This window comes from Micromonospora sp. NPDC049175, assembly GCF_043197345.1.
Lineage (GTDB): Bacteria > Actinomycetota > Actinomycetes > Mycobacteriales > Micromonosporaceae > Micromonospora.
The window spans coordinates 1453432-1469210 of the sequence record NZ_JBICSY010000001.1 but is presented as its reverse complement, the minus strand read 5'-3'; the positions used below and the strand labels follow the sequence as shown (position 1 = coordinate 1469210).

The 15779-nt window shown below is 71.8% G+C and carries 18 protein-coding genes and 1 pseudogene; 15 read left to right on the top strand and 4 right to left on the bottom strand.

Going from position 1 to position 15779, the window contains the following annotated elements:
• Positions 1-100 precede the first annotated feature (100 nt).
• The 6 genes and pseudogenes from ACGFH8_RS06350 to ACGFH8_RS06325 all read left to right on the top strand — a co-directional run bounded on the left by ACGFH8_RS06350 (position 101) and on the right by ACGFH8_RS06325 (position 4720).
• Positions 101-1120: an aldo/keto reductase gene (locus ACGFH8_RS06350; protein WP_393364165.1), complete on the top strand. Its 1020-nt coding sequence runs from the start codon at positions 101-103 to the stop codon at positions 1118-1120.
• Positions 1093-1287, top strand: a pseudogene (locus ACGFH8_RS06345) (Uma2 family endonuclease); the annotation flags it as partial. The gene ACGFH8_RS06350 and the pseudogene ACGFH8_RS06345, both read left to right, overlap by 28 nt.
• Positions 1288-1328: 41 nt before the next feature.
• On the top strand, positions 1329-2123 hold the full coding sequence (locus ACGFH8_RS06340; RefSeq protein WP_393364162.1) for a class I SAM-dependent methyltransferase: 795 nt from the start codon (positions 1329-1331) through the stop codon (positions 2121-2123).
• Positions 2124-2411: 288 nt separating this feature from the next.
• The gene (locus ACGFH8_RS06335; RefSeq protein ID WP_393364159.1) at positions 2412-2681 is read left to right on the top strand and encodes a hypothetical protein; all 270 of its coding nucleotides are present in this window, start codon (positions 2412-2414) and stop codon (positions 2679-2681) included.
• A complete protein-coding gene (locus ACGFH8_RS06330; protein ID WP_393364156.1) occupies positions 2681-3721 on the top strand; it encodes a hypothetical protein in 1041 nt (346 codons plus the stop codon). Before ACGFH8_RS06335 ends, ACGFH8_RS06330 begins: the two co-directional genes overlap by 1 nt.
• Before the next feature lie 69 nt (positions 3722-3790).
• Positions 3791-4720: an LLM class F420-dependent oxidoreductase gene (locus tag ACGFH8_RS06325; protein WP_393364154.1), complete on the top strand. Its 930-nt coding sequence runs from the start codon at positions 3791-3793 to the stop codon at positions 4718-4720.
• A 32-nt stretch (positions 4721-4752) separates the two neighbouring features.
• Here the strand turns inward: ACGFH8_RS06325 and ACGFH8_RS06320 are convergent, their stop codons facing one another.
• Entirely contained in the window at positions 4753-5190 is a 438-nt protein-coding gene (locus ACGFH8_RS06320) for a hypothetical protein (RefSeq protein ID WP_393364151.1), read from the bottom strand.
• 221 nt (positions 5191-5411) lie between these two features.
• Between ACGFH8_RS06320 and ACGFH8_RS06315 the strand changes: the two genes are divergently transcribed.
• Positions 5412-6062, top strand: a complete 651-nt coding sequence (locus tag ACGFH8_RS06315; RefSeq protein WP_393364148.1) for a hypothetical protein — start codon at positions 5412-5414, stop codon at positions 6060-6062.
• On the top strand, positions 6059-7342 hold the full coding sequence (locus ACGFH8_RS06310) for an FAD-binding protein (protein WP_393364146.1): 1284 nt from the start codon (positions 6059-6061) through the stop codon (positions 7340-7342). The genes ACGFH8_RS06315 and ACGFH8_RS06310 overlap by 4 nt, the downstream gene beginning before the upstream one ends.
• An 81-nt stretch (positions 7343-7423) precedes the next feature.
• Here ACGFH8_RS06310 and ACGFH8_RS06305 read toward each other — a convergent pair whose 3' ends face one another.
• On the bottom strand, positions 7424-8584 hold the full coding sequence (locus tag ACGFH8_RS06305; protein WP_393364143.1) for a site-2 protease family protein: 1161 nt from the start codon (positions 8582-8584) through the stop codon (positions 7424-7426).
• 126 nt (positions 8585-8710) lie between these two features.
• On the opposite strand from ACGFH8_RS06305, the gene ACGFH8_RS06300 reads away from it, so the two are divergent.
• The 3 genes from ACGFH8_RS06300 to ACGFH8_RS06290 all read left to right on the top strand — a co-directional run bounded on the left by ACGFH8_RS06300 (position 8711) and on the right by ACGFH8_RS06290 (position 10100).
• Positions 8711-8992 carry a hypothetical protein gene (locus ACGFH8_RS06300; protein ID WP_393364141.1) on the top strand — a complete coding sequence of 94 codons (282 nt, stop codon included), beginning with the start codon at positions 8711-8713 and terminating at the stop codon, positions 8990-8992.
• On the top strand, positions 8989-9402 hold the full coding sequence (locus ACGFH8_RS06295; protein WP_393364138.1) for a type II toxin-antitoxin system VapC family toxin: 414 nt from the start codon (positions 8989-8991) through the stop codon (positions 9400-9402). Before ACGFH8_RS06300 ends, ACGFH8_RS06295 begins: the two co-directional genes overlap by 4 nt.
• A gap of 83 nt (positions 9403-9485) precedes the next feature.
• Positions 9486-10100, top strand: coding sequence for a DUF6082 family protein (locus ACGFH8_RS06290; RefSeq protein ID WP_393364135.1), 615 nt, complete (start codon positions 9486-9488; stop codon positions 10098-10100).
• A gap of 90 nt (positions 10101-10190) precedes the next feature.
• Here ACGFH8_RS06290 and ACGFH8_RS06285 read toward each other — a convergent pair whose 3' ends face one another.
• Positions 10191-11045 (bottom strand): alpha/beta hydrolase, encoded by an 855-nt coding sequence (locus tag ACGFH8_RS06285; protein ID WP_393364132.1) that lies wholly within the window; start codon positions 11043-11045, stop codon positions 10191-10193.
• Between the two features lie 206 nt (positions 11046-11251).
• Between ACGFH8_RS06285 and ACGFH8_RS06280 the strand changes: the two genes are divergently transcribed.
• Genes ACGFH8_RS06280 through ACGFH8_RS06265 form a run of 4 tightly spaced genes read left to right on the top strand, consistent with a single transcriptional unit; the run spans position 11252 to position 14753 of the window.
• On the top strand, positions 11252-12151 hold the full coding sequence (locus tag ACGFH8_RS06280) for an ABC transporter ATP-binding protein (RefSeq protein WP_393364129.1): 900 nt from the start codon (positions 11252-11254) through the stop codon (positions 12149-12151).
• Position 12152: 1 nt separating this feature from the next.
• On the top strand, positions 12153-12953 hold the full coding sequence (locus ACGFH8_RS06275; RefSeq protein WP_393364126.1) for an ABC transporter permease: 801 nt from the start codon (positions 12153-12155) through the stop codon (positions 12951-12953).
• A gap of 28 nt (positions 12954-12981) precedes the next feature.
• Positions 12982-14112 (top strand): histidine kinase, encoded by a 1131-nt coding sequence (locus ACGFH8_RS06270; protein ID WP_393364123.1) that lies wholly within the window; start codon positions 12982-12984, stop codon positions 14110-14112.
• On the top strand, positions 14109-14753 hold the full coding sequence (locus ACGFH8_RS06265) for a response regulator (protein ID WP_393364120.1): 645 nt from the start codon (positions 14109-14111) through the stop codon (positions 14751-14753). The genes ACGFH8_RS06270 and ACGFH8_RS06265 overlap by 4 nt, the downstream gene beginning before the upstream one ends.
• 10 nt (positions 14754-14763) lie before the next feature.
• Here the strand turns inward: ACGFH8_RS06265 and ACGFH8_RS06260 are convergent, their stop codons facing one another.
• On the bottom strand, positions 14764-15672 hold the full coding sequence (locus tag ACGFH8_RS06260) for a L,D-transpeptidase (protein WP_393364117.1): 909 nt from the start codon (positions 15670-15672) through the stop codon (positions 14764-14766).
• Positions 15673-15779: the final 107 nt, after the last annotated feature.

Below are 15779 nucleotides of genomic sequence, written 5' to 3'. Positions count from 1 at the left end.
GTTCCGTATCTTTTTAGCGGAACATGGTTCCGTTTGCTCAGCATGACAGAGCGGCGGGGCCGGAGCCAAGCCACGTTGTCGTCGCAGGAAGGGAACGGTCATGCGATACCGCACTCTGGGTCACACCGGCGTCCAGGTCAGCACTCTTGTGCTGGGCGCCATGAACTTCGGCAAGCTGGGAGGAACCACCCAGGAAGAGGTCACCGCGATTGTCGACGTCGCCCTGGACGGGGGAGTCAACCTCATCGACACCGCCGACGTGTACGGCCAGGGCGAATCCGAGGAGATGGTCGGCAGAGCCATCGCCGGTCGCCGGGACGACATCGTGCTGGCGACCAAGGCAGGGCTGCCGATGGGCGACGAGCGCAACCGTCGGGGCAGCTCCCGCCGCTGGCTGGTCACCGCGTTGGACAACAGCCTGCGCCGCCTCGGCGTCGACCATGTCGATCTCTACCAGATCCACAGGTGGGACCCGAGCACGAGTGACGAGGAGACCCTGTCGACACTGACCGACCTGCAGCGGGCCGGCAAGATCCGCTACTTCGGGTCGTCGACGTTTCCCGCGTACCGCATCATGCAGGCCGAGTGGGCCGCCCGGGAGAACCACCTGAGCCGTTACGTCACCGAGCAGCCCAGCTACTCGATCCTGCAACGCGGGGTCGAGACCCACGTCCTGCCGGTGACCGAGCAGTACGGGCTCGGCGTGCTCGCGTGGAGCCCGCTCGCCTCGGGCTGGCTGTCCGGGGCGATCCGTGAGGGCCGGGAGGTCACCACCAACCGATCGGCCTTCATGCCGCAGCGCTTCGACACCACCATTCCGGCCAACCGGGCCAAGCTCGACGCCGTCGAGAAGCTGGCCACGGTGGCCGACCAGGCCGGCCTCACCATGATCCAGCTCGCGCTGGGATTCGTCACCGCGCACCCCGCCGTGACCAGCGCGATCATCGGCCCCCGCACCATGGACCACCTGCACACCCAGCTCGCCGCCGCGGACACCGTGCTCTCGGCCGACGTGCTCGACGCGATCGACGCGATCGTGGCGCCCGGCGTCGACCTCGCCGCACACGAGAAGTCCGACACCCCGCCCGCCCTGCTCGACGCGGCACGCCGACGTCGCTGAACCGCGAGTACGCGTCGGCGGGGATCCCGCGGTACTGGGTGGTGGACCGGGACGGCGTGCAGACGGTCACCCTGCATCGGCTGGGCGGGGACGGCGGCTACGAGGAGCGGGCCCGGATGCCGTTGGCGTGGCTGCTCCAGACGACGCCCACCGACCACCTCGACTGAAACTCGCCGCCGACCGGCAGCGCTCGTCGTATCGTTCCGGGATGACGCACCCGGTGTGGGCGGACGGTGACGCGTACGAGGCGTACGTCGGTCGGTGGAGTCGCCTCGTCGCGGCGGAGTTCCTGCGCGGGCTGGACATGGCGGCCGGGCGGCAGTGGCTCGATGTCGGCAGCGGCACCGGCGTGCTGACCTCGACGATCCTCGCCGACGCCGCACCCGCTCGGGTCACCGGCGTCGACCCCTCGGCGGGTTTCGTCGCGACCGCGCGGACCCGGGTCGCCGACGCGCGGGCCACCTTCCAGGTGGGCGACGCCCGCGCGCTGCCGGTGGGTGACCGCACCGCGGACGTGGTGGTGAGCGGGTTGACGCTCAACTTCGTGCCGGAGCCGGCGCGGGCGGTGGCGGAGTTCGCCCGGGTGGTCCGGCCGGCGGGGACGGTAGCCGCCTACATCTGGGACTACGCCGACGGCATGGCGATGATGCGGCACTTCTGGGCCGCCGCCGCGCAGCTCGATCCGGCCGCGGCGACGCTCGACGAGGAGAGCCGTGGCAGCGTGTGGCGGCCCGAGGCGTTGCGGGCGCTCTGGGAGGACGCCGGGCTGGGCGAGGTGTCGGTCCGGCCCGTCGACGTGCCGACGGTCTTCGCCGACTTCGCCGACTACTGGATGCCGTTCCTCGGTGGACAGGGCACGGCGCCGGCGTACGTGAGGGCGTTTACCGAACCGGCCCGGGAGGCGCTGCGGCAGGCGTTGCTGGCCCGTCTTCCGGTCGCGCCGGACGGCTCGATCCACCTCAGCGCACGAGCCTGGGCCGTACGGGGTGTCGCGGCGCAATAGCAACCACGACTCACGTTTCCCCAGGTCAATGGGGGTCTCTGTCGTGCACCGGACAAGACGGTAGGGCCTTCGGCGGAGCACTGTTGGGGCAGGTGCCGACTCCGCTGGGGGCGCCCACAGCGGGTTCGTCCTCACCGGGACAAGGACGTCATCACCGCCGACGCCGCCGCATGGCCGCGTCGCTTGGCCGGTGTTCCGCCTTCCCTCTCGCACCTGTGTGCGTCCCGTCGGTCCGGCGTCGCCCCGTGCGTGCCCGGACCCGGCGGTCTAGCTCAGAGAGGCACCTCCATGGCCGCTCCCACCGCAACCGCAACCCTGAACGCGCCGACCTACTCGCCGGGCGCCCAGATGCTGCTGACCGTCACCTACTCCGACGCCGACACCAAGCCGTTGACCGTCACCATCGTGGTCACCGACGCGCAGGGCAACAGCAGCGCGCCCGTGAAGGTCACCGCGGTCATCGACCCGCTCACCCTGACCGTCACCGACAACTCGGGGCGTACCTGGACCCGGGTTTCCGACAACGGCTCGGTCGCCGTCTACCGGGCGGTGGCGTGATGCCCCGCGTCACCGTGCAGGTGCGCGACGCCGCCGGTAACACCGCGACGGCCAGCGCCGACTACACAGTAGGTGGCCAGCCCATACTCGGCGGCTACTACCTCTCCGGAGGTGCCGACCCCACCGCCGACATGGCCGGCGGCAACTTCCGCTCGCTGACCCAGTACCGCAGCTTCGCCGACGGCTACATCTTCCCCGGCTACAACCGGCCCTGGCTGATCACCCTGGGCCGGGCGGGGATCCAGATGAACATGGTCCTGGAGCTGAAGCACTACGGCGCCCCGGACACCGGCCCGCAGACCTTCACCGTGGACGGCACCACCTACACCGTGCCCGCGCCGTCGATGACGATCCAGCAGCGCCCCGGCACCACCTGGCCGAAGGCGTACGGGTACAGCCAGGTGGTCAGCGGTCAGTGCGACGGGTTGTTCGCCCGCGCTCTGTCGCAGTACCGGACACTCGGCTTCGGCGTGAACATCCAACTCGCGTCCGAACTGGACACCGACCACGAGTTCGGCACCACCGAAAGCGGTGTCGGGTACACCTGGGCGCAGTCCGATGCCCGCGCGCTGCAGGCGCTCAACTACATGCTCACCTGGTTCAAGACGCGGACACTGCCCGGCGGCACGACCTTCTCGGTCGGGATCGGCGGTTTCGACCGGGCCTGCTTCCAGCGCATCCACACGGAGTCGCTGATGACCCGGCTGGATTTCCTGCAGTGGAACGTCTACGGCACCAACGCCAGCCACACCGCACTGGCCCGGTTCCGCCGTACCAAGGACTGGGCGGTGGCCGACCTCGGCCCGGTGGCGCTGTCCCGTCCGGTGCTCGTCGCCGAGTGGGGGGTGCGGGTGGCCGAGATACCCAACCAGGCCGCCTGGATCGCCACCGTACCGGCGGCCATCGCCCAGCTCAACGCCGAGCGCGGACCGCTGTTCGCCCAGACGAACTACTTCAACTCCGGTTGGGGGACGCTGACGCCGAAGGAGACCGGGCTGGCCGCGCTGCGCTCGGCCTACTCCACCCCGCCGTACGCCTGAGTTCACGACCGGTGGCCCGGTCGGTGCGACCACCGACCGGGTCCCACCGGGAAACCCTATGCTCGGATCATGGAACTGCGGATCTTCACCGAACCTCAGCAGGGCGCCACCTACGACCAGTTGCTCGCTGTCGCCCGCTGCGCGGAGGACGCCGGCTACGGCGCGTTCTTCCGGTCCGACCACTACCTCAGGATGGGTGACGGGACCGGGATGCCCGGCCCCACCGACGCGTGGACCACGCTTGCCGGTCTGGCCCGAGACACCAGTCGGATCCGGCTCGGCACGTTGATGACCGCGGCCACCTTCCGGCTGCCCGGCCCGCTGGCGATCACCGTGGCGCAGGTCGACCAGATGAGCGGCGGTCGCGTGGAGTTGGGCATCGGCACCGGCTGGTACGCCGAGGAGCACAGCGCGTACGGCATTCCGTTCCCGCCGCTGGGCGAGCGGTTCGACAGGTTGGAGGAGCAGCTCGCGGTGATCACCGGGCTGTGGGCCACGCCGCCGGGGGAGCGGTACGAGTACGCCGGTCGCTACTACCCGGTCCGGGACTCACCCGCGCTGCCGAAGCCCGTGCAGCAGCCGCGCCCACCGATCCTGCTCGGCGGGATGGGCCCGAAGCGCACCCCCGCGCTGGCCGCCCGCTACGCCGACGAGTTCAACCTGCCGTTCGCCTCGGTGCCCGACACGGCGGCGCAGTTCGACCGGGTCCGCGCCGCGTGCGCGCAGATCGACCGGGACCCGGCCGAGCTGGTCTGGTCCAACGCTCTGGTGCTCTGCTGCGGGCGCGACGACGCCGAGGTGGCGCGTCGGGCCGCCGCGATCGGCCGCGATCCGGACGAGCTGCGGGCCAACGGCCTGGCCGGGACGCCCAGCGAGGTCGTGGACACCATCGGCCGGTACGCGGAGATCGGCAGCGAGCGGCTCTACCTCCAGGTGCTGGACCTCGGCGACCTGGCGCACCTCGAACTCGTCGCCAACGAGGTCATGGCGAAGCTCTGAGCCAACGGGCCGCCGTGGGGTGCTCCAGGTGGTCAGGCGCGGCGGTGGGCGCCCACGCCCGACCCGGACGCGTGCGGGTCTCCCAGCACGGTGTCCAGCCGCCCGTCCCGGTCACTGTCCACATAGGTGATGTCGGGTATCCCGTCGCCGTCGACGTCGATCTGGACGACGTCGGCGACGCCGTCGCCGTCGAGGTCGGTGACCACCTCCACCGAGCCGTCCAGGTGCCGGGTCACGATCGACTGTGGCCCGGTGCCGGGCGCGCGCGGTGCCGGACCGGGTGCCGGCACCGGCGTCGGGGCCGGCGCGGGCGACGGGGTGGGTCGGGGACCGGGAGTGGGCGCCGGATGGCTGGCCAACCCGCCTGCCGACGGCGCGCCTGCCTGCTCGACGCCGCTGCCGGTCGGGTCCAGTTCCTCCTCGGAGGGGAACACGTCGCCCCGTGGGGCCGGATCACGGTAGCTGCTCATGGGCGTAGGGTTCCCCGGCGATGACGAGAACAACCGTGCCCGATCGACCGGTGTCCCCGGTGGGCGGTTTGGCGGAAGATGCTGGAACCGACGCGACGGTCATGAACGGGGGTCCGAGCGTGGAATTGCGCCGGAATCGGGGGGCCCGTGCGCTCGCTCTGGTGTGCGTACTCGGTGGAATGCTCCTGTTGGTCTATCCCAGTCACGGCGCGCCGCTAAGGATGATCATCGCCGGCGGTGCCGTCGCGCTCGGCGTGGTGGCGCTGGTCAGCGCGCTGCGACCGTTCCGGTTCGGGATCGGCGCCGAAGGGCTCACCATCCGACGGCCCGGCCTGCGTCGCGACATCCGGTGGGCCGACGTCGACGCGTTGGTCCTCGACGAGCCGCCCCGCCGCGACGGCTACCGGCGACCGCCGCGACTGCTGCTGGTGCCCGTGCCGGGGGTGTCGCTGGAGCCGGTGACCGCCCGTCACCCGCTCGACGGCCGCCCCGCCATCGAGTTGCTCGTCCTCGACCAGGTCCGCGAACAGCCCGATCAGGTGTCCGCCGCGCTCACGACGTACGCCGGTGACCGTTTCGTCGACCTGCTGGCGCTGCGCCGAGCCGCCTTCGCCGACCCGGACCTGCCAGTAGGCCTGCGTGGCTACCAGATGGACCGGGTCGACAGGTTGATCCGACGCGGCCAGGACGCCCTGCTGTCCGGGGACGCGTCGACCCGGCAGGCGGCTCGGGGTGAGATCGAACGTGCCAGCGCGGCAGGTCTGCCGATCGCCCAGCGTGGCTACAACACGTTCCAGACGGATACGGTTCTGGACGCCCTCGTCGCCGCGTTGGCCGACCACCCGTCCACCGATCGGGAGACCGCTACATGATCGCGCACGGACAGCACGACACTCCGACGACCGCGGCCGACGTCCCGCGCCGCAACTGGGCCGGCAACGTGCGGTACGCCGCTCGGGCGTTCCACCGACCGACCTCCACCGACGACCTGCGCCGACTGGTCGCCGGCAGCACCCGGATCCGGGCGGTGGGCAGCGGGCACTCCTTCAACCGCCTCGGCGACACCGACGGTGACCTGGTCACCCTCGCCGGGCTGCCCCCGGTGGTCGAGGTGGACCGCGAGCGCGGGCAGGTCACGGTGAGCGGGGCGATACGCTACGGCGACCTCGCCCGACACCTGCACACCCAGGGGTACGCGCTGGCAAACCTCGCCTCGCTGCCCCACATCTCGGTGGCCGGCGCGGTGGCCACCGCCACCCACGGTTCCGGTCAGGCGCACGGCAACCTCGCCACCGCGGTCGCCGGTCTGGAGTTGGTCACCGCGGCCGGCGACCTGCTGCGGGTCGACCGCGAGACCGACGCCGACACCTTCGCCGGCATGGTGGTCGGCCTCGGCGCACTCGGCCTGGCCACCCGGGTCACCCTGGACGTGGTGCCGGCCTTCGAGCTGCGCCAGTACGTGTCGCTCGACCTCGACCGGGAGGCGTTGGACGAGGCGCTCGGCTCGGCGTACAGCGTGAGTGTCTTCACCGACTGGCGTACGCCCCGGCTACGTGAGGTGTGGCGCAAGCAGGCGGTCGACCAGCCGCCGCCGTCGGCGGACTGGCTCGGCACCACCGCCGCCGACCAGCCACGGCACCCGGTGCTCGGGATGCCGCCGGAGAACTGCACCCCGCAGCTCGGCGAGCCGGGCCCGTGGCACGAGCGGCTGCCGCACTTCAAGCTCGGCTTCACCCCGAGCGGCGGCGAGGAGTTGCAGTCCGAATACCACGTGCCGCGGACGGCGGCAGCCGACGTGCTCGCCACGCTGGACGAGGTGGCGCACCTGATCGCACCGGTGCTGCTGGTGTGCGAACTGCGGACGGTGGCCGCGGACGAGCTGTGGCTGAGCCCGAACTACCGGCGGGACAGCTTCGTCGTGCACTTCACCTGGATCGACGACACCGCGGCCGTACTGCCGGTGGTGGCGGCGGTGGAGGCACGCCTGGCGCCGTTCGCGCCGCGCCCGCACTGGGGCAAGGTCTTCGTCACCGACCCGGCCGAGCTGGCCGACCGCTACCCGCGCCACGCCGACTTCGCCGCCCTGCTGCCCCGCCTGGACCCGACCGGCAAGTTCCGCACCGCCCCACTAGACCACCACTTCCCCCGCTAACCCCGTCCCGCCGCCCGGGACGGCTGTTGATCATGAGGTTATTGCCGCCCGGCCCGGCGTGTCGTGACGATAACCTCATGATCAACGGGGTTGGGTGGGGGTGGGGGTTGGGGTTGTTGGCGGGGTGCGGAGGGTGCTGCGTTGGACTGCTCGGCTGATGTCGCTGGGACTGACGATGCCTACCAACTGACCGTTGGTGACGACCAGGGCTCGGCCGTCGGCGCACTCGCTGAGCCGGGGGAGTAGGTCGTTGAGCTGTTCACCCGGCTGGGCGAGGACCAACTGGTCGGCCCGGCAGGCCACCTCGGCCAGGGTGGTCGACGCTCGCCGCTCGGCCGGCACGCCGCGTACCCGGTCGACGGTGACCAGGCCGGTCGGCCGGCCCTCCTCGGTGAGTGGCAGCGCCGAATGCCGGTAGGCGAACAGGTAGTGGTCGACGAAGTCGGCGACCGTCATCTCCGCCGTGACGGTCTGCGGCTGCGGCGTCATGACGTCGCCCACCCGGACCCCGCGCAGCGCGCTGCCGGTGCGGGCCTGCCGCTCCTCGGTCCCGGCGGCACCGATCAGGAACCAGCCGATCAGGGCCAGCCAGAGCCCACCGAAGCCGACCCCGGACAGGAACTGCCACAGCCCCAGGCCGATCAGCAGGACGCCCAGCACCCAGCCCGCCCGCGCCGCGACCACCGACGCCCTGGTCCGGTCGCCGGTGGCCTTCCACACCGCGGCGCGCAGCAGTCGCCCGCCGTCCAGGGGTGCGGCCGGCAGCACGTTGAAGATGGCCAACAGCACGTTGATGCCGGCCAGCCACGCCACCGCCCCGAAGAGCAGCCCGTCCTGCCCGGCCAGCGCGAGCAGCGCGGCGATCGCGCCGAAGAACGCCCCGAGCACCAGGCTGACCAGGGGGCCGACGCCGGCGATCCGCAGCTCCGCGCCCGGGTCGCGCGGCTCGCCCCGCAACTCGGCCACGCCGCCGAAGAGCCACAGCGTGATGCCGTCGACAGTGAGCCCGTTGCGCTTGGCCACCACCGCGTGCGACACCTCGTGGGCGAGCAGGCCGACGAAGAAGACCACCGCCGCGGCCAGCCCGGCAAGGGTGTACGCCACGGACGAGCGGTCCGGGTACGAGCGGGGGAACTGGTTGGCCGCCAGACCCCACGCGATCAACGCGAAGATGACCAGAACGCTCCAGTTGACGCCGACCGGCACTCCCGCGATCCGACCGAGTCGGAAACTGGCCCTCATCCCTCCGAGATACCCCGGGCGCGCCCGCCCATGTCCGGCCCGACTGAGCCGCGCGTCCGAAGTTCGGGAACGACACGCGACGCTGTCGTCGTCCCTGCCTGAGTATGCAACGAGTAGGGTCAGAGTATGACTCGCCGCATCACCATCAGCCTGCCCGATGACGTGGCCGCGTACGTGGAGCGTACGCAGGGCAATACGTCGGGCTTCATCACCGGGATCCTGCGCCGGAAGATGCGCGCCGACGGCCTTCGCGCCCGGTGGGCACAACTTGGCTACGTGGTGACCGACGAGGACATCGAGCGGACCAGGTCGCACCTCGCCGCACGAGCGCCGATCACCGACGAGCAGCACGCCCGCAACGCCGAGTGGCTGCGCCAGTTCGACCAGGACGGTTCGGCTGCGGCGTGAACGGCCTTGTCCTGGACACGTCGGCCCTCCTCGCCTATGCCTCCGGCACGAGCATCGAGCCGGGGGCGATCCTGACCCTCGCCGAGGAGGACCCGGAGCAGGTGGTCTGGATTCCCGCGCTCTGCCTGGGCCAGGCTCAGTTGGAGGCGGCTGGCACACCAGCGGTCCACCTGCTCGACCTGCTGCTCAGTGAGGAGCGGGACATCAACGTCGCGGTCTACGACGCGCCGACCAGTCGGCGGGTGGCCCGGATCGCCGCGCGGTTCGATGTGCCGCTGGACGTCGCCCACGCCGTGGCGACCGCTGTCCTCTACCGCTGCTGCCTGGTCACCCGTGACCCCAAGCGGGTGGCCCCAGCGGCACCGCCCGATCTGGAGATCCTCGACATCTCCCTGGGCTGGGGAACTTGACGATCAGGCGCCGGAGCGCACCGGCAGATGGGCGGTCGTGACGGATCTCGCTTAGCTTGGATGCGCCAACTAACCTCGCGTAGATGAGGAGCATTCGTGGCGTAGTTGTTGGGGTGGTGCTCGCACTTTTGGGAGCGCTCGGATTGTTGCTCTCTCCGCTCCTGATCGGCTATGCCGTTGATTCAAGTACCGATTGGGAGCGTTTGGCGGACATCGGCCAGGCGTACGGCTCGGTGTCCGTGCTGCTGTCCGCGTTGGCCCTGGTCGGGGTCGCCGCCGCTACCATCAGTCAGAATCGGCAGTCCCGCATCGCTTTGGAGTACGCACAGCGAGACCAGCATGCATTGCTGCTGAAGATGGCCATCGATGACGCCTCGTTGATGGAGTGCTGGGGGTCGCTAGCCCAGGAACCTGACCCGGAAAGACGGCGGCAGCATGCATACATCAATCTGACCCTCAATTTCTGGGCCTCGACCTGGCAGTTGGGTGGCATGCCCGAGAGTCAGGTGCGCGGGCTGCTGGCGGCCGAAATCTTCGCCACCGAGGTGGGGTTGAGCTTCTGGGATCAGGCCCGACTCACGCGCGATGTTGTGCATGCGGGAACGAAGACAAGCGTGTTTGACCGGATTGTTGAAGACGAGTACCTGCGAGCTTTGGCGAGGCTCCGAGAGACATCTGCGTCAGCCTCCGAGCGGTAAAGCTGCCGCTCCCAAAGTGGAAGCTTCTAGGGTAGCGCTGTCGCGGTGCCCTACGTCTGGCTCGCTTCTACAGCGCGGAAACTCGCCGTTTCAGCGGCGGGGGCTCTCGCTGGCGATTGTCGCCTCCCGGGGCAGGGCCGCCGCGCGCAGCGCCCAGTCCAGCGCGTAGTCGGCGACCTCCTCCCAGCCGTCCGCGCCGACGGTGAAGTGTGATCGGTCGGGAAACTCCTGGTAGGCGGTGAGCGCCCGGGACTTCTGGTAGAGCGCCGCGTTGGCCCGGACCACCGATGCCGGCACCACGTGGTCCGCTCCGCCGGCCAGCAGCAGTAGCGGCGCGCGGTCGTCGCGTGTGGTGTCGACCCGGGCCGGCGAGCGCGGGTCGACGTTGGCGAAGGCGCCCTCGAAGAACACCCTGCCCGCACCCGGGACGGCGTAGCGCAGCCAGGCCCGGTCGGAGTCCTCGCGGCTCATGGTGTTGCCGAAGGTGTAGGCGAAGTCGTCGGCGGTGAACGGGACGGCCTTGCTCCGGTTGGTGGGGCTGCGCAGGATCGGGAAGCCGGAGCGCAACTGGCTCAGCGGCACCTTCAGCACCCCCTTCACCGCCGCGGGGTGCACCCCGACCACTGCCGCGCCGAGACCCCGGTCGGCGAGGACCTGGGCGAACAGGCCGCCGAAGGAGTGGCCCATGATGATCGGTGGTCGCGGGAGCGCCCGGATGATCCTGTCGTAGTGCGCGACGATCGTGGCCATGCTCTGGTCGGCGATGGGTGTGGGATCGTCGCGCAACTGTTCCACGGATCGGTCCATCCCGGGCCAGGCCGGGGCGATGACGTGCATGCCGCGCTCGGTGTACCGCTCCACCCACCGCTGCCAGCTTCGTGGGGTCATCCAGAGTCCGTGGATCAGCACGACCGTGTCGACCTGGCCCTGCGGCGTGGCACCCATCGCGTCCTCCCGGTGTCGCGGCGTCCGGCCCGGCGGTTACCCGCTGCCGCGCCGGGAATTCCTCCCCGCCGGCGATGGACGGGTGACGACGGCGGCCCGCTCCGCTCCCGCCGTCGTCACCCGTCGATGGCCCCTGACAAATGTCACGGTCGGAACGTGACGACCGCTCCGGGTGGCGAGGTCCGCGTCGCCGGAGCATGAGTGCCATGACCAGTACGCATCCGGCCGTCGAGTTGAACGGCCTCACCAAGACCTTCGGCGCGGTCACCGCGGTCGACGGGCTGAGCCTGCGGGTGCAGCCCGGCGAGGTGGTGGCGTTCCTCGGCCCCAACGGGGCGGGCAAGACCACCACCATCGACATGCTGCTCGGTCTGGCCCGCCCGGACGAGGGCAGCGTCCGGATCCTCGGCGGCGCCCCGGACGACGCGGTGGCCCGAGGTCGGGTCGCCGCCGTGCTCCAGACCGGCGGGCTGCTCAAGGACCTCACCGTCGGCGAGACGGTCGAGATGTGCGCCCACTTCTACCGGCACACCCGCCCGACGGCCGAGGTGCTGGAGCGCGCCGGTATCGCCGACATCGCCGGTCGGGTCGTCGGGCGGTGCTCCGGCGGCCAGCAGCAGCGGCTGCGCTTCGCGCTGGCCCTGTTGCCCGACCCGGATCTGATGGTGCTCGACGAGCCGACCACAGGCATGGACGTCGAGGGCCGGCGGGACTTCTGGCAGGCCCTGCGCCGCGACGCGCGGGCCGGCCGGACCGTCATCTTCGCCACCCACTACCTGGACGAGGCCGACGCGTACGCCGATCGGATCGTGCTGGTCCGACAGGGGCGCATCGTGGCCGACGGCACCACCGCGGAGATCAAGAACCTGGCCGCCGGCCGCACGGTCCGGGCCACCCTGCCCGGTGCCGACCAGGCCGCGCTTGCCGCGCTGCCCGGCGTGGACGCCGTGGAGGTACGCGGGGACAGCGTGCTGGTGCGTACCGGCGACTCGGACGCGATCGCCCGGCACCTGCTCACCCGGACCGACGCGCGGGACGTGGAGATCACCTCCCGCAACCTCGAGGACGCCTTCCTCGCCCTGACCACCGCGCACCCCGGAGCCTGAGATGACCACAGTCACCCCCACCCCCACCCGTGTCGTCGAGCCGGACCGTCGGCTGCCCGCCCTGGGCGGCTTCGCCCCGGGCGTCCTGCGCATCGAGCTGCGCCGGGTGCTGCGCAACCGCCGCACCCTCGCCTTCACGCTGATCATGCCGGGCGTCTTCTTCCTCATCTTCGGTCTGCCGCAGGGCGGGCAGTCGCTGGACAACGGCCGCCCGGTCACGGCGTACGTCATGATCAGCCTGGCCGTGTACGCGGCAATGGTGGCCACCACGAGCGCGGGCGGGGCGGTCGCCACCGAGCGGGCCCTGGGCTGGAGCCGTCAACTGCGGCTCACCCCGTTGCGCCCGACCGCGTACGTGGCGACGAAGCTGGTCACCGCGATGACCCTCGGCCTGCTCGCCGTCGTCGTCGAGTTTCTGGTGGGCGCCGCGGCCGGTGTGCGCATCCCCCTGTACGTCTGGCTGTTGTCCGGGCTCGCCGCCTGGGTCGGCTCGCTGGTCTTCGCCGCGTTCGGCCTGTTCATCGGCTACCTGGTGCCGGCCGAGAACGTCATGCAGTTCATCGGCCCGATCCTGGCGGTGCTCGCCATGTTCGGCGGGCTGTTCGTCCCGGTCGAGGTGCTGCCGGAGGTGCTCCAGCAGGTCGCGAAGTTCACCCCGGTGTACGGCATGGGGGTGCTGGCCCGCGCCCCGCTGACCGGTGACGGGGTGAGCGTCGCGGCGGTGGTCAACCTCGTCGGCTGGGCGCTGGTCTTCGGTGTCGGTGCGGCCCGGCTGTTCCGCCGGGACACCGCGCGGGTCTGATCCCCGCGCGACGGCTAGCGTGGACCCGATGGACTCCCTGACGGGTCAGCCCCGACCGGTGAGCCGCCGATGGCGGTTCACCGGTTGGCTGCTGGCCGCGGTCTGGCTGTTCTTCCTCAATGTGCCGCTCTCCACCGCACTGCATCAGCCGCAGCCGTGGCGGCGGGTGGTCGGCGTCGCCACCCTGATCGCCTTCGGTCTCGGCTACGTGCTGCTGTTCCAGTGGGCCCGTCAGCTGCGTGAGCACCTCCAACCGATTCCCCCACGCCGGGCGGGGATCGCGCTGACGGGCCTCGTGGTGCTGGGTCTGGCCAGCATCCCGGGCACCGCCGGGGACTGGACGGCCACGCTGGTGTTCGTGGCCGCGTCCGCGGTGTTCCTGCTGTCCGCGGTGCAGGCACTGATCATCGTGGCGCTCTGCGCGCTGATTCCACTGGTGGGGGCCTGGCTGGTGCCGACCTGGACGGGGGAGAGCACCGTCACCGTCGCGGTCCTGCTCGCCTCGTTCGCCATGTTCGGGGTGTCCCGGCTGGCGCAGCGCAACAGCGAACTCCGGGCTGCCCAGCGGGAGATCGGCCGACTCGCGGTCGCCGAGGAGCGGGCTCGCGCCGCCCGCGACCTGCACGACATTCTCGGGCACTCGCTGACCGTGGTGGCCATCAAGGCCGAGTTGGCGGGCCGGCTCATCGAGGTGGACCGTGAGCGCGCCGCCGTCGAGATCGCCGAGGTGGAGGCGTTGGCCCGCGCGGCGCTGTCCGACGTGCGGCAGACGGTCGGGGCGTACCGCGAGGTCACCCTCGCCGCGGAGCTGGCCGGCGCCCGTTCCGCGCTGGCGGCGGCGGGCATCGCGGCGGACCTGCCGGCCGAGGTGCCGGCGCTGCCGGACGAGTGGGACCGGTTGTTCGGCTGGGCGGTGCGGGAAGGGGTGACGAACGTGGTCCGGCACAGCGGGGCGCGGTGCTGCACGGTCCGGGTCCACCCGGACCGGGTCGAGGTGAGCGACGACGGTCGGGGCCCGTCCACTCCCGACGCCAACGGGCACGGGCTCGTCGGCCTGCGTGAGCGGGCGCGGGAGTTGGACGCCGTGGTGAGCGTCGGGCGCCGGCGCGACGGGAGTGGCTTCCTGCTCCGGGTGCACGCCCCGGCGGAGGCCCGGTGAGTGCCTCCGGCGCGGGCCTGGCCCACCCGATCCGGCTGCTGCTCGCCGACGACCAGGCGCTGGTCCGCGGCGCCCTGGCCGCGCTGCTCTCGCTGGAGGAGGACCTGAGCGTGGTGGCGGAGGTCGGTCGGGGCGACGAGGTGGTGCCGGCGGCCCGCCGCAGCAACCCCGACGTCGCCCTGCTGGACGTGGAGATGCCCGGCCTGGACGGGATCGCCGCCGCCGCCGCGTTGCGGACCGCGCTGCCGACCTGCCGGGTGCTCGTGGTGACCACCTTCGGTCGACCCGGCTACCTGCGTCGCGCGATGGAGGCCGGCGCGAGCGGCTTCGTGGTCAAGGACACGCCGGCCCGGCAACTCGCCGACGCGGTCCGTCGGGTGCACGCCGGCCTGCGGGTGGTCGACCCCACGCTGGCCGCCGAGACGCTGGCGGCCGGGGTGAGCCCCCTGACCGACCGGGAGACCGAGGTGCTGCGGACCGCCCGCGGCGGTGGCACGGTCGCGGACCTGGCCGGGGCGCTGCACCTGTCCGAGGGGACGGTGCGCAACCACCTGTCGGCGGCGATCGGCAAGACCGGCGCCCGCAACCGGGCCGAGGCGATCCGGGTCGCCGAGCAGAACGGCTGGCTGCTCGGCGAGTGACGGCTGCCGGTCAGGCGGTCGGGGGCGGGGTGGGCAGCTTGTCGACAACCACCACGCTGCTGCCGGGGCGGACCTCGGCGAGCAACTCCCGCTGACCGCTGCGGGTCAGGCGGATACAGCCGTTCGTGGTGTTCTCACCCAACTCGTCGTCGTCCTGCCAGGTGTGCACCCCGATGTGGGCGCCGCGCAGCCCGGCCGGCACCGACTCGGGGTCGTCGGGCACCGCGCCGAGGGCGTAGATGTCCACCCCGCCGTAGACCTCCTCGGGCGGCGGGGTGCGGCCCAGGACGAAGGTCCGCCCGAGCGGGGTCTCCTGCCCCGACTGGCCGAGGCTGACCTCCCAGGAACGCACCGCCGTGCCGGCCCGGTACCAGGTGAGCCGGTGGGCCTTGCGTTCCACCACGATCTGGTCGCGCAGCGCCACGGTGTCGAACCCACCGGGCGGCAGCCAGGCGAGCCGCCGGTTGGCCGAGGGCAGCAGGACGGCCGTCCAGCCGGCACGCCGGTCGGCGATCGGCATGGTGAGGTCGACGCCGCTGATCATGGGTTCGAGGAAGGCCCGCGGACGGCCGCCGGGCGCGTCGTACGCGGCGATCCGCCTGGTGGGGTGCACGCCCTCGGTCAGCGGCGTGGTGTCCAGGGTGGCCGGGTCCGTGGGGAAGCCTCCGGGCGCGGGGTCGTAGTCGACGACCGGCAGCCCGGCCGGGGCGGGCGCGGCCGGGGGGATCGACTCGTCGGGGCTCTGCTCCGCGCTGCTCGGCGTCGGGTCGGCGGCGGCGATCCGTCGGTCGGGGGCCGTCGTGCCGGGGGTCAGGGCCTGGCCCACCAGGAGCGCGGCCACCAGCAGGGTCGGTACGGCGATGGCGGCGGCCACCCAGGGGCCGCGGCGACGGTACGGGGAGTTTCGGTCAAACGGCACTAAACCACTCTAAGGTGGCGGACGCCGCCGGGCTCCCGGTTCGGCGATACGCGCCCACCGAAGGTCCCGAGCGTGCGCCGAAACGCACGTCGACACGGTTCGGTTCG